The 13,619-nt window shown below is 41.4% G+C and carries 12 protein-coding genes; 4 read left to right on the top strand and 8 right to left on the bottom strand.

The genetic code is table 11. The features are described from left to right. Nucleotides 1-23: 23 nt before the first annotated feature. The gene (locus AC0VYG_RS01650) at nucleotides 24-1,229 is read right to left on the bottom strand and encodes a bifunctional transcriptional activator/DNA repair enzyme AdaA (protein WP_475430620.1); all 1,206 of its coding nucleotides are present in this window, start codon (nucleotides 1,227-1,229) and stop codon (nucleotides 24-26) included. A gap of 220 nt (nucleotides 1,230-1,449) precedes the next feature. After that, entirely contained in the window at nucleotides 1,450-3,414 is a 1,965-nt protein-coding gene (locus AC0VYG_RS01645; protein WP_475430619.1) for a methyl-accepting chemotaxis protein, read from the bottom strand. A 336-nt stretch (nucleotides 3,415-3,750) separates the two neighbouring features. Between AC0VYG_RS01645 and ypfH the strand changes: the two genes are divergently transcribed. The 3 genes from ypfH to AC0VYG_RS01630 all read left to right on the top strand — a co-directional run bounded on the left by ypfH (nucleotide 3,751) and on the right by AC0VYG_RS01630 (nucleotide 5,947). Then, nucleotides 3,751-4,380 (top strand): esterase, encoded by a 630-nt coding sequence (ypfH, locus tag AC0VYG_RS01640; protein WP_475430618.1) that lies wholly within the window; start codon nucleotides 3,751-3,753, stop codon nucleotides 4,378-4,380. Nucleotides 4,381-4,546: 166 nt separating this feature from the next. Beyond that, entirely contained in the window at nucleotides 4,547-5,308 is a 762-nt protein-coding gene (locus AC0VYG_RS01635; protein ID WP_475430617.1) for a sulfite exporter TauE/SafE family protein, read from the top strand. 42 nt (nucleotides 5,309-5,350) lie between these two features. Further along, nucleotides 5,351-5,947: a glutathione S-transferase N-terminal domain-containing protein gene (locus AC0VYG_RS01630; protein ID WP_475430616.1), complete on the top strand. Its 597-nt coding sequence runs from the start codon at nucleotides 5,351-5,353 to the stop codon at nucleotides 5,945-5,947. A 132-nt stretch (nucleotides 5,948-6,079) separates the two neighbouring features. Here AC0VYG_RS01630 and AC0VYG_RS01625 read toward each other — a convergent pair whose 3' ends face one another. The 6 genes from AC0VYG_RS01625 to AC0VYG_RS01600 all read right to left on the bottom strand — a co-directional run bounded on the left by AC0VYG_RS01625 (nucleotide 6,080) and on the right by AC0VYG_RS01600 (nucleotide 10,892). After that, nucleotides 6,080-6,733, bottom strand: a complete 654-nt coding sequence (locus AC0VYG_RS01625) for a GntR family transcriptional regulator (RefSeq protein ID WP_475430615.1) — start codon at nucleotides 6,731-6,733, stop codon at nucleotides 6,080-6,082. A gap of 195 nt (nucleotides 6,734-6,928) precedes the next feature. Then, the gene (locus AC0VYG_RS01620) at nucleotides 6,929-7,594 is read right to left on the bottom strand and encodes an amino acid ABC transporter permease (RefSeq protein WP_475430614.1); all 666 of its coding nucleotides are present in this window, start codon (nucleotides 7,592-7,594) and stop codon (nucleotides 6,929-6,931) included. After that, nucleotides 7,591-8,268: an amino acid ABC transporter permease gene (locus AC0VYG_RS01615; protein WP_475430613.1), complete on the bottom strand. Its 678-nt coding sequence runs from the start codon at nucleotides 8,266-8,268 to the stop codon at nucleotides 7,591-7,593. The genes AC0VYG_RS01620 and AC0VYG_RS01615 overlap by 4 nt, the downstream gene beginning before the upstream one ends. 49 nt (nucleotides 8,269-8,317) lie before the next feature. After that, nucleotides 8,318-9,148: a transporter substrate-binding domain-containing protein gene (locus tag AC0VYG_RS01610; RefSeq protein ID WP_475430612.1), complete on the bottom strand. Its 831-nt coding sequence runs from the start codon at nucleotides 9,146-9,148 to the stop codon at nucleotides 8,318-8,320. A gap of 18 nt (nucleotides 9,149-9,166) precedes the next feature. After that, nucleotides 9,167-10,084 (bottom strand): aminotransferase class IV, encoded by a 918-nt coding sequence (locus AC0VYG_RS01605; RefSeq protein ID WP_475430611.1) that lies wholly within the window; start codon nucleotides 10,082-10,084, stop codon nucleotides 9,167-9,169. Nucleotides 10,085-10,106: 22 nt separating this feature from the next. After that, on the bottom strand, nucleotides 10,107-10,892 hold the full coding sequence (locus AC0VYG_RS01600) for an amino acid ABC transporter ATP-binding protein (RefSeq protein ID WP_475430610.1): 786 nt from the start codon (nucleotides 10,890-10,892) through the stop codon (nucleotides 10,107-10,109). A gap of 562 nt (nucleotides 10,893-11,454) precedes the next feature. Here AC0VYG_RS01600 and AC0VYG_RS01595 point away from each other — a divergent pair. Continuing rightward, nucleotides 11,455-13,431 carry a methyl-accepting chemotaxis protein gene (locus AC0VYG_RS01595; RefSeq protein ID WP_475430609.1) on the top strand — a complete coding sequence of 659 codons (1,977 nt, stop codon included), beginning with the start codon at nucleotides 11,455-11,457 and terminating at the stop codon, nucleotides 13,429-13,431. The last annotated feature ends 188 nt before the right edge of the window (nucleotides 13,432-13,619 follow it).

Raw genomic sequence — 13,619 nt, 5'->3', positions numbered from 1 at the left:
CCCGTGGTCGTCTCAATGCTCTGCTATTTACTGGGATGTTTATTGGCATGTCCATTGGTTCGGTTTTGGGCAGCCAAGCTCTGGCTTTGACTGGCTGGAATGGTGTGGTGGCTGTCGCGACCATTGCTGGCATTTTGGCTTTCATCATCCGCATAACGGATCGATCCGCGTAATGGGCTTTGCATGTTACGTTCATGATCCAGCAGCCAGCGCTTTCTTTCTAATCCGCCACCATAGCCTGTTAAGCTGCCATCTTTCCCTATCACTCGGTGGCAAGGGATCATAATAGAAACGCGGTTTGCCCCATTGGCCGATGCGACAGCCCGCACAGCTTTGGGGTTACCAATTAACAAGGCCTGATGCTGATAGCTGGCGGTATGACCACAGGGAATCTGCTGTAACGCTTGCCATACGGCGTTCTGGAAATCCGTCCCAGGTGTGTCTAATGCGACACTAAAGTCACGTCGTTCTCCTGCAAAGTACTCCTCCAATTGCTGCTTGGCCAATAAAATATGCTCATTCACACCAGCCATGATAGGGGCTTTCAGGTAGCGTTGTAGATCTTTAAATTCCGTTTCCAACATACGTCGGTCGACGAACTCCAACAAACAAATCCCCCGTTTGGTGGCCCCCACAAACATAGGCCCAAGTGGGGTAGTCAGCCGATCAAGCAAGATTACATCCTGCTCTAATGACGCTTTGGGGGAGCGCCCTACCAATTTCTTAAAGGTATAACCAAAGCCACTTAACGATTCATAACCATGGTCAAACGCTGTTTGCGTGGTTTGTTTTCCTTGACGCAGCTCTTCATAGGCGAAATTAATGCGATACATGCGCTGAAATGTTTGGAAAGTCATTCCATAATGTTGATTAAACCAACGTCGTAAAAAAATAGGCCGAATACCCGCTTGTTCAAGTTGCTCATCGGTGATTTTCGCTTTCGGACAATCCCGTACTAAATTTATCGCGATTTGCACTTCATGAGGGGCTTCATGGGTGTTTTCTGTCGGTTTACAGACCTTGCATGGCCGAAAGCCGGCTGCCATGGTTTCCTTTAAATCCGTATAGAACAGCACATTGTTACGCTTGGGCTTACGCGCTCGGCAGGTGGCAATACAAAAAATGGACGTGGTTTTTACCGCCACAAAAAATGCTCCCACAAAACTAGGGTCGCGCTCAATCAAAGCCTTGTAGTAACAATCTGCTTGTTTTTCATCAGTGATTAACATGGCACTTCTCTCATTAGTCAAAGTTTGGCCTATTACACAACGCTACCTATCAACATCGTGTTTGATCCCGTATTCATAAGGTTATAGGGTACCGACTGAATTCCACAACCGAAAACTGAACAAGTATTTTTTTGATGGGAACACACAGAACCTGCCACGCGCCACAGACCAAAAAGCCCTGTTACCGTGGGGCAACAGGGCTTTTTCATCCATGGATGCACTAAAATTTGGTCGATTTAAATCTCGCCACCATATTTTGAAGCTCCTGAGATAATTCATTCAACATAGAGGCCGTTTGCGACACTTGTTCCGCAAGAGTATTGGTCTTAACCGTTCCATCGTGAATCACCATCACATTGGTATTAATCTCTTCAGCAACTAAGTGCTGTTCTTCCGCTGAGGCACTGATTTGAATCATCATGTCTTTAATGGTTAATACCGACTCTAAAATTTGCTCAAACACAGTGTAAGTCTGTGAAGCTAAATCCACCGACCCTTTGGCGACCATCACATTTTGGCTCATTTTATTCGCGGCAACACTGGTTTGTTCCTGCAATCGATTGACCAATTTATCAATCTCTTCGGTCGATTCAGCCGTGCGACCCGCCAAGGTGCGCACTTCATCGGCTACCACAGCAAAACCACGACCTTGCTCGCCCGCCCTCGCCGCCTCAATCGCCGCGTTCAAGGCCAGTAAGTTGGTTTGTTCTGCGATGGCTTTGATGGTATCCAGAATCCCCACAATGTTATTCGACTCTTGTGACAAGGTCTTCATAGATTCATTAGAGCCATTTAACTCGTTCTCTAATTGACGCAGTGAATCCATGGTTTGCTGAATGAGTTTATTACCATGCTGAACCTGAGTTTCACTGTGTTCAGCAGCACTTGCCGCGTTGTTACAATTGGAGGCAACTTCATTGGCGGTTGCCACCATTTCATTAAACGCCGTGGAAACATGGTCCACCGAATTCACTTGATGGGAGGCAACATCACTCATTTCTGCTGCTAATGACTCGGATTGATGAGCAACATTGGCAATTTTCTCGCATGAGCCTTTAGAGTGCCCGACAATATCGTCAATTGACGCCACAAACTGGTTAAAGGCCTCAGCCATTTGCGCCGACTCATCCTTAGACTCAATCGCTAAGCGTTGGGTGAGATCCCCCTCACCATGGCTAATATTCGTTAAACGCTCGGCCATCACATTAATAGGACGAACAACAATATTGGTTAATAACATCCCCAACATCACAAAAATGACAATCATCACCGTCGCCACACCGATGGTCACCCACATCAGATGATTCGCCTGAGCGTAAACCGCACTGCTGGGGATTAAACCGATGAACTTCCAACCTAATTTAGGGGATATATGCATACTGGCAAGCCAAGTATGACCATCAATGGTGATTTTCTGCAGTGACTTGTCCGACGTCACTTGGCTGTATGGACGGGACGCATCGTTAATGGATTTGAAGTTGTTCTTCGGATTAGAAGGATCGGCTAAAATCGTCCCGGAATCTTCCACCATGACCACATACCCATCGCCCCCAAATTTGACGGTTGCGAGTAACTCTGTCAGTTTTTTAAGCGTCACATCGACCCCAACGGAGCCATAAAAACCATCTTTTCCATCGAATCGTTGTACATAATCCACTAAAGGGGCACCCGTAAATGCGTCTCGATAAGCAGGAATACGAACAGGCTTACCACTTTTATCGTTTATAGAGAGTTTATACCAACTCCTCTCCAACGGATTATAGTGATCGACACTATCGCCTTGGGGCCATTGTAAATAACCTTTATCGTTTGAGCCTAACCAAATGTAGGCTAGATCTGGATGGGTTTGACCAAAGGCATCCATTAATTCAAATGCCTTTTTTTCCAACGGTGAGTTTGATAACGGCGTCATCTTTTGTACTGGCTTATCGGCGTAGCTGAAAATGCTACCTGGGGTCAGATCAGTCAATTCCTTAGTACGAGCAAAAAAAGCCGCATTTTCTGATAAGTTGTTGAGATACATGGAAAATAAAGCATCTATGTAGCCCATTTCCGTTTGGCTTTGTTGTTCAAATCGAACTTCAGCATCAGAGCGAACTTGACTGATGACGATGAACGAGACAGTGAGAACAGGCAATATGACACCAGCCAGCAAAAGCGCGATGATCTTTTTTCGTATTGTCATTTAAAGCCCCAATTGTTGATAAAACAGCTTACTTTTATCCAATTTTTCATAAAGCTCCCTTTCATTATTTATAGCAGAATATCCGTTGCTCGGAGAAAAAAACAAGAAATATATAGATTGTTTATCAATAGCCAAAAGAGGCCTCCGACAAGTTATCAGAAGGCTCCCTTCTAGCAAAGCCTTTCCAGCCATTTGCTCGCCAAAGATAAAACACCCCCATGTGATAATGCGTGACATGAAATTGAAAGGGATTAATGGCATACTGATTAAAAGTACATGACTTGAAATAAATTTTAGTAAAACACCTCTTTTACTAAAAAAAACAGAGGACTTAGTATGACAAAGTCAATGACACTGCAACGGCCCAATTCACCCGAACGACTCATCCTATTGTTGCATGGTGTCGGCGCCTCGCCAGAGAGTATGGCCCCGTTAGGAGAACTTTTGGCAAGACAATTCGCTCAGGCGGCTATCATTTCGGTGCAAGCACCTGATGCATCCGATTTTGGGCAGGGCTTTCAATGGTTTTCTGTTCAAGGTGTTACAGAAGAAAACCGTTTTGAGCGCATTCACACCGCAATGCCACGGTTTGTAGAATGCGTGCAATATTGGCAGGATCAGACCAGTGTCGACGCTGATAAGACAACGCTAATAGGCTTTTCACAGGGTGCTATTATGGCGCTATCCTCTACGCAAATGGTTGATGATCCGTTAGCCTCATGCATTATCTCGTTATCCGGACGCTTAGCCAATCGACCAACCAAAGCACCAAAGAGCACACGTATACATTTTTTACATGGCGACCAAGACCCAGTGATTGATAGCCAATTCGCGCAACAAGCCCATGCGGGATTGTCTGAGCTTGGTGCCGACACCACCTTTGATTTGATCACCAATTTGGTTCACACCATCAATCAGACGGAAGTCAACCTCATTATTCACTATCTACGGGATGGAGCACGATAATCTCAATCTAGCCTCTTCATAGTCGTGCACCACTTGATAGTAGTGCACTACTTGCGTCCCCTGCACGCGTATGACAAAAGTACTGGTCGCATTGTATATTCCTTCTTTCGCCATTATAGGGTAGCCTTTCTTGACTCTCCTTCATCTCTTTTTCAAGGACTAAATAGTGGACTACAGTTTTTTCACCGTTGCACTGCTTATGGGGACAGGTTTTATCGCCGGTATCATCAATACCTTAGCTGGCGGCGGTTCCAATCTCACCTTACCCGCTTTAATGGTGATGGGAATGCCCGCCGATATAGCCAACGCCACCAATCGAGTAGGGGTATTTTTACAGAACCTCACCGCAACCTTTGGCTTTCGTAAAGCCAAAAAGCTCGATAATGCCGACATTTTACCCGTGATGATTCCCTCATTACTTGGCGGCGTGGTTGGGGCTTTTGCTGCAAGTTATGCTCCAGAAACCTGGCTCAAGCCCTTACTGCTTAGTGCCATGATAGGCATGACGCTAATTATGATTGTCCGTCCCACTTTGATTGCACCACCCGAAGGAACGGTGCCCTTTAAGGTCAGAGAAAAACCCAGTGCTTGGATCGCCCTGTTTATCGCCGGCGTCTACGGTGGTTTTGTACAGGCTGGCGTAGGCTTTATTCTCATCACCGCCTTGGCAGGCACATTGCGCTATGATTTAGTAAGAACCAACGCGCTCAAAATGGTCTGCACCATGGGGTTCACCACATTAGCCCTCGGCGTCTTTATTTGGAATGATCAAATCCTCTGGATACCAGGATTGATCCTCGCCTCAGGTACCATGCTCGGTTCACACCTAGCCGTGAAAATGGCCATCAAGGCCAACCCCAAACATTTGAAGTGGTTTTTGTTCATTATGACCCTCTGTGGCAGCGCGGCGGCGTTATTGAGCGATTAAACTGGCTAAAAAGTTAGCCTTCTCAAGCATAAGGAAAAGTACATGCAACTAGTTATTGGCACCCTCTCAACTTGGTCACTACGTGCTTATATTTGCAGTAAAATTGCAGGGATTGAACTGGAGTTTATTGCCATTAATTTGGAAAAAGAAGGATATAAAGCAGAGGTACTTAAATACTCGCCGTCAGGTCTCGTTCCCGCTTTATTAGTTGATGATGTTGTTATCCATGATTCTTTAGCGATTGCCGAATATGTAAACGAACTTTCAGACGGTGCCTTGTATCCAAAATCATCCTCACAACGGGCCTTGGCAAGAAGTCTATGTATGGAAATGCATTCTGATTTTATGAACTTAAGGAAGCAGTGTCCATTTACCCTGGAAGAAGCCTCTCCCTTGACGAATTTGGACAAGGCAACAACAGTGGAGATCGAACGTATTAGGGCGATTTTCACTCAAGCGCAACGGCCTTTTATGTTTGAACAACCCGGAACAGTTGATGCGTTTTTTGCCATTCTAGCTTTTCGATTACAACATTATGGTGTTGTCTTTGATGGTCTTGCAGGGGAATATCAGCAACGCTTGTTAGACTGGCCGCTACTCAAAGACGCCATCATGTTAACTGAAAAGATGTCGAATTAGAGACCTTTTCACGATATCGCCAACACAACTAAGAGCAGATAAAAATAAAAAAAACAAACACTTAAAAGGATGTAAGTGTTAAGTTGAGTCAGGACATCAAAGCCGAATTAGGATATAAATAACCTAATGGGATCATATTGAATCTGAAACGGATTGCATACCCCGAACCATGTGTTCTTCAATTTCAGCAATCATGGCGTTCAAATCATTACCAGTTGCCAATTTTATATAAATATCATGTCCATCTATTCTTGCACCTAAACGATGTTGCGCTTTTTGATGAAGAGACCAATAAAGTTGCAATCGACCTGATAATGTCTTCCAGGCCCCCAATAGTAATTCATTGTCAGAAAACTCATAAACCGTTGCATGCAAAGCTAGTTCTTTTTCAATAGCAAATGTTTTATCTTCCGCAACAATCGCCTGTTTAAGATCTTCATTACGAGTAGCCAGTGTATCAGCAAACTTATCAGTGCGATGATCCCATATCAATTTGAACGCCAGCGTTTCTAAACCAATACGCATTTCACATAAGTCTTTCAAGTTTTTATTGTTAAAAGACTGGACGAAATAGCCTTCATAGGGCACAGAAACTAGAAATCCTTCCTCCACAAGCGCCGCAATAGCTTCTCTTAAAGGCGCTCGGCTAATCCCCATATTTGCGGCAAGTTTAGACTCAATTACTTTTGCCCCTGGCTCCAAATCTCCATTCAATATCGCTGCACGAATTAACTGCTGAACTTCAACACGTTTTGTTACGCGCTGCATAAGCGGTGTAAAATTCATAAAACATAATTTTCCATTTTTTTGGGAAGATTATGATAACATATTTCAATCAAATAAGACCGTAGCATAATGTAATAATGCAAGGTGAAAATGATAAATACTTTTTGTTATCTTATATTCCATTAGTAGTTATCGTCATAGGGAACTCTATCTAAAGACATCCCCCCTATGACTGTATTGAATGGTCATTACACATCAGTCATAACGAGAAAAGCGTTTTTCTAACCTGTTAGAAAATAAACTACCGGGAAAAATCACTAAGAAATAAACAATGGCTACTGCAGTAAATATTTCTAAAGGACGATAATAGGTAGCACTTAACAAACGCCCTTGATACATAACCTCTTGTACCGCAATAATGGAACAAATAGATGTCATTTTTGCCAGTTCAATGGCTCTGTTCGTAAAGGCTGGTAACATGCGTTTAAAAACCTGCGGTAAGATAATCCGACGAAAAATTTGATAATAACGCATACCAATTGCAGATGCCCCTTCCCATTGCCCTTTCGGCACAGACAGGATACCACTTCGATAAATTTCTGCACAATATGCTGACGTATTCAAACCTAACGCCAAAACAGAGGATTCAAAAGGCGACATTTGATGACCTGTAATAATAGGTAAAGCGTAATAAAACCAAATAACCTGAATCAGCACGGGTATATTACGAAATAGTTCAATATAGAAAATAGCTAAAAGATTAATGGTTTTGAATCGTGATATTCTACCCAAAGCAATAATACAACCAATGACCATACCAGCGATAAAGGCCACTACCCAAAGCTGAATCATGACAGACACCCCTCTGAATAGGACGGGCATACTTAAGCTAATAACAGACATATCCCATGTGAAGTTCATACTGTGGCGGCCCTTATCGTCATAAATTTATGCTCTACGTATTTCATCAATGTGCTTAGTAACAACAAAGAAACAAAAAACATCAAAGCAATCGTTGTATATACTTCCAATGGTCTAAACGTAATACTATTTACTTGCATGGCTTCATATACAAGATCACTATAAGCAAGTGTAGAGGCTAACGTTGTGGTTTTTGTCAACTCAAAAGTACGTTCTATAAAAGGCCCTATCATGCGTTTCATTGCTTGAGGAATAATAATTCTTTTCATCGCCTGTGTATAACTCATACCAAGTGATTTAGCGCCTTCCCACTGACCTCGTTCTATCGACTTAATTCCACCTCGAAAAACTTCCGCATAAAACGCACCAGACTGTGTTGAAAGAGCAATAGCAGCAGCCCAATACGCAGATAAAGAGACACCTGCTAAAATTGGTAACGCATAGAAAACCCAAAAAAAATGGACGATTGGAGGTGTATTTCTATAAAACTCTATAAAGCAAACAGCCGGAATGGAGAAATATTTCTTTTTTGACATCCTCAATACACACATGAAAAGTCCGACCAAAACACCAATCGTTACCGCAGTAATGGCCAGTTTGAATGTTCCTAATAGTCCAACAAGCAGCATGTCTTTATACTGCCAAACGGCACCAAAATCCCAATGAAATCCCATAACATATTCCTCTAAAAAAAATGGGCATGACAACATGCCCATTCATGACTTATTTTTCAATACTAGGAATTTCTTTTGGATCTAACCCTTTTGACTTCATGTAAGAAGCAAATATTTTTTGTGTCTCTCCCGATTGATTCAACTTCTTGAATTCCACATTTAAGAAATCAACAAACTTTGTATCCCCCTTCATTACACCACCACTGGTCGGTAATTCAACAACTGGTTTAGGAACAATTACATTGCCCATATGGATTCTAGATTTAGCTATAGCAAGAGCCGGGTGATAGAAAGCAAACGCATCAATACGGTGAGCCATAAAAGCCGCGATCGTTTCATCAGTGTTAGCGAAACGCTTAATCGTTGCTTTTGGTAATCGAGCAGTCAAATCACGATCTGTTGCTGTCCCCAAAGCAACGCCTATTCGATATTTAGGGTCATTAAGATCTTGCCAATTCTTTACTTTTAAGCCATCACGAGCCAAAATCCCCTGTTTATACCAGAGTAGCGGAGTGCTAGGAAAACTCAGTGCCTTTTTACGTCCAGGGGTTGCATCCAATACTAAGAAAAGCTCCACTTGTCCAGATTGAATAGAAGCGGCAGCATTACCATATGTGGTTTCAACAGGGACCACTTTAGCGCCTAGGTCTTTCGCTATTTGCTCACCTAATCGATAGCCAACCCCATCCCATTTGTCAGTTATAGGGTTCTTATAGTACCAAGGGTCTCCTGGCGCGACCCCCAGTTTTAGGATGTGTGTTTGTTTTATCTTGTCCAACGTTGAAGCATATTGCTCAGCATTAGCCATATTCGAAATAAATGAGGCGGCAATGACTGCCGACAAAAGAACGATCTTCTTTTTGGTTGTCGAGAAAAGCATAGTGATACTCCTAAATGTTTAGACTTTTAATAAATAGCCGTCATAAAGCTCAGCTAATCGGGCGGTCAGACTTACCCTGCTTTTATTCACGATTTTCCTCCCATCAACGGTATTGACAGGAGTTATTCCACCTAGTGTTCCCGTAACGAATGCTTCATTAGAGGTATACACTTCTGCTAAGGTAAAATTCTTTTCTTTCACTACAATATTATTCTCCCTGGCCAAAGCCATGATGGTTTTATGAGTAATACCATTGAAATTATAAAAACCTGTGGAAGTCCAAAGCTCATCGTTGCGAACAATAAAAAAATTCGTGGAGTTGCAACTGGCAACAAAGCCATGCGGGTCCAACATTAGGGCTTCATCTGCACCAGCATTAATCGCTTGAATAAGCGCTTGAATAAAATTTAAACGACTGTGTGAATTCAAACGTAAATCAAATACATCAGGCCCACTACAACGAAACGTAGATGTGAATAAAGAGAGACCCGCTTTTTTTGCCTCTTTATCAATCACTTTATATTCGGCAACGATCACAATCGTCGCTTTTCCTAAGGCAAAGCGAGGGTCTTGGTTCGGTGTTTTCTTCGTGCCACGGCTAACCATCAAACGAATGTGAGCACCGTCATGCATATCATTTTTAGACAATGTCTCGTGTATCAAGGCAATCAGCTCTTCTTTTGTCACGCCGATTTCCAAGGAAATGGAGCTAGCGCCTTCAAAAAGACGATCAATATGCTGATCAATAGCGATTAAATGACCCTTAACTAAACGAATACCTTCCCAAACCCCATCACCTAAAACAAAACCACTATCAAAAATAGAAACAGTGGCTTCCTGTTTTTTTACAAAATTGCCATTTACATACACTAGGACATTTTCATTTCGGCTATCTTCGATATATGCCTGTGAACTTTTATTAGACTTGGTCATCATACGTTAGGTCTCGTTATTAAAATTAAAAATGAAATGCTGTGAATTTTTCAATGAAATCTTGTGTGCGCTTTTTTTGCGGATGTTTAAGCACTTCATCAGGTGTGCCAACTTCGTGGAATGAGCCATCAGCTAAAAACAAAACTCGATTGGCAAAATGATAGGCAAAGCCCAACTCGTGAGTCACCAATAACATGGTACGACCTTCCTCCGCCAAGCTATTAATCACATTGAGAACTTCTCCGACAAGTTCAGGATCAAGAGACGATGTCGGCTCATCAAATAGTAAAATTTCTGGATCCATAGCTAAAGAGCGAGCAATAGCAACACGCTGCTGTTGTCCGCCAGACAAATACGATGGATAAGAGGCTTCCTTCGAGGCTAAGCCAACTCGCTTTAATTCATCCATGGCTCTTTGTTTAGCATCACGTTTTTTAACGCCTTTTACTTGAATTAATCCTTCCATGACGTTTTCAAGAACCGTCATATGGGGAAACAAATTAAACTGCTGAAAAACCATGCCAATTTTTTTGCGCACGTTACACAGTTCCAACTCGTTGTATTTCATAATAATGTCAGAATCTATTTTTCTAACTTCTTTCCCAATGACATTGCCATCAAGAGAAATAACACCTGATGTGGGTTCTTCCATGAAATTCAAGCAGCGGAGCATTGTACTTTTTCCGGAACCACTACCACCAATAATGGCAATTCGATCCCCTTTTTTAACTTTAAGATCAATGTCTATAAGGACATGATTACTCGCAAATTTCTTATTTAGGCGATGCGTTTCTAATAAAGTCTCTGACATAATATTTGCCCGTTTTTAATAGCATTGGACTGTAAAAATGCATAATCAGTAATTTTTATGCAGACCAAACCATGGAGTTTTTTGTTCATTTATTTAGTTGATTTTTTAATGTCATCACTTTATTGTCGTCTGTCGACAATGATTAAACTTTATACATCAAAAATTTGATTTTCAATAGAAAAAAATAAAATAATTTAAAATTTTCTATTAAGCATATGAAAAATAAGAGTTTTTTATGACTCAACTTGCCAAAATAAAGGCATGTGTGGATTGATAAGAGCATCATAGCGAAGTGCTCGAACTTATATCAGAAAAAGATGCGGCTTAATGTTTTAGACAATAATCGCCTTGAAAAAAACTGAGCGCGTTAAATTAGTGCAATGAAAAATTTACAGCACCAAATTTGTGCAAAAAATATAGTTAGTTAACGTGATTTTAATGCGGTGCCCATCTTTTCATTTGAGTATGCGTATTAAAAAAACTAAATGACCGAACTTTGTATAAGAAAATGAAAGAGAGAAACCTCTTTGTATTCAACTAATTGAATGAGAAGAAACTTAAGATGAAACTGTTTAAACCAGCGATCACTTTAATGAATTCTCTTCCCTATCTTGGGAAGTTCGCTATTATCACCTTGCTCTTTTGTTTAACGTTTGGTTGGTTAGCCATTGACAAAATATTAGCACTCAAACAAGATCTCGCTCGATCAGTAGAGGAAAGAGAAGCAAATGCTTTAATTCCAAAGGCATTAGATTATTACAATCAATCGCTAAGATACTCTAATCTGCTGTTTATCAATACGGCGATGCAAGAACAAAAAATAGAAAAATCGATTCAGGAAGCCGAAAATTTAGCGTCCAAAAAAGCCATACAATTCAACACCTCTGCGTCGCAACTATTACCATCATTGCCGCCATTAGCTTTTGTTAAAGATAGAAAAATTAAAGACATGAGCAACATGAGTCTCACGCAAATTTACAACGCTTACACTAAATCGGAAGATAGCTTTCCATCCTACATGCGCACCTTTATGAGTCAAAGTAACCTACTTCATGATGAAGACCCAGTGATTTTTAATCAGGTAGAGTTTATTCTTAACAACCTGATCAACTACTATAAGCAAGTACATAAAGCATCTGGATACCATAGCTATGTCACCGCTTATGGCTATATTGAAACGCAAACAAAAGCAGGATTTCTCTCTATCTCAGACAACTTGACAGACTCAATAAATAAGGCAAAAAACCAAGAAATTCGCCATGCTTTGGAGGCTGCCAAAGATATTTATCAAAAGAACGTCATTGAAAAGTTCATTAGTCATGGATTTATTTATGATATGAAAGATAGAGGCAATTGGAATAAAAAATCGCTTCTTTATCAACCAACACTTAACAAGATCAACTCGGTTCTCAACCAAGTTACGAGCAAAATTAATCAACAATTATCAAAACGTATAGAAAAACTGAAACTACATCTTGCCCTAGTCTTCAGTTCAATCATTGGTGCGATTTCATTACTACTTTATCTACTGTATGGCTTTTACGTATCGGTTAAAAGCTCCATCAAACGACTCATGGTATCCGCCGAAAAACTTGCCGAGGGAGACTTATCTCAACCGGTAAATGTAGAGTCAAAAGATGAGCTTGGCCTACTGGCAAATACTTTCGAAAAAATGCGTATGCAAATAGCACAACTGGTAATCAAAGTCGTCGAAATAACCGATAATACGGCCATTAAGGCCGAAGAGGTCAGGAGCAATGCACTCGTAAGCCGATCGGCTACAAACGCTCAATTCCAAGATACTCAAGTCGCTATAGACTCTATGAACCAACTCGTAGAAGGGGTTCATCATATCGCACAGGGCACTAATAAAGCTTCTGAAGCATCCAATAAAATTGAAAATGAAACGGCTCAGGGCATTCAGCAACTTAAGGAAATGACCGAAAAAATAAAAATGTTAGCGCAAATTATCAACAGCTCCTCCGACTCAATTCAGAAAGTGGCTAAAGAAACAATCGCTATCACACAAATACTTGATGTCATAAATGGCATTGCAGACAGAACGAATCTATTGGCACTTAACGCCGCAATTGAAGCCGCTAGAGCTGGCGAACAAGGAAGAGGATTTGCCGTCGTTGCGGACGAAGTCAGAGGCCTAGCTAAAAAAGTCCAAGAATCAACGGAAAAAATTGAACAGAGCATTCACACCCTTCAGCATCAAGTAAATGACTCTGTCAGATTTATGGATAACACACAAAATCACATGGAACAAAGTACCCAAACCAACGCCAAACTTGAGGAGTCCTTTAGCCTCATTACTCTTTCGCTTCGACAGTTAGTCGATATTAACACCACCATTGCTTCTACCGCTGAGGAACAAGCCAACGAAGCGCAAACAGTCGAAGAAACCATCTCAAACATTGGCAAATCTAGCAAAGAGACCAATGATTTAGCCCAACAAGCAGAAAACAATTGTAACGATTTAAACGACTACACTACGAATCTAAAATCGGTTGTTGCGGCGTTTAAAGCGCCCTAAGCAAAAGACAGAGGTATTCATTACCAATAAAAAAACGTAATAATGGGGAACAGCTAAATTGCTGGCATCGTCGGTGTGGAAATCAAAGTCGATAGCCTACAAGGTAAATTTAAGCTCAGTCAAAACCAAACCACGGAGAACAAAAACGGCGTTCGAGATGGTTTAAGGAAAAAGCATCTCCTGGTTGG

It is taken from the genome of Marinomonas sp. 63XJN7_7_ISO-PGPR-S23-202 (genome assembly GCF_056173505.1).
This window is presented reverse-complemented; position numbering and strand designations above follow the sequence as displayed.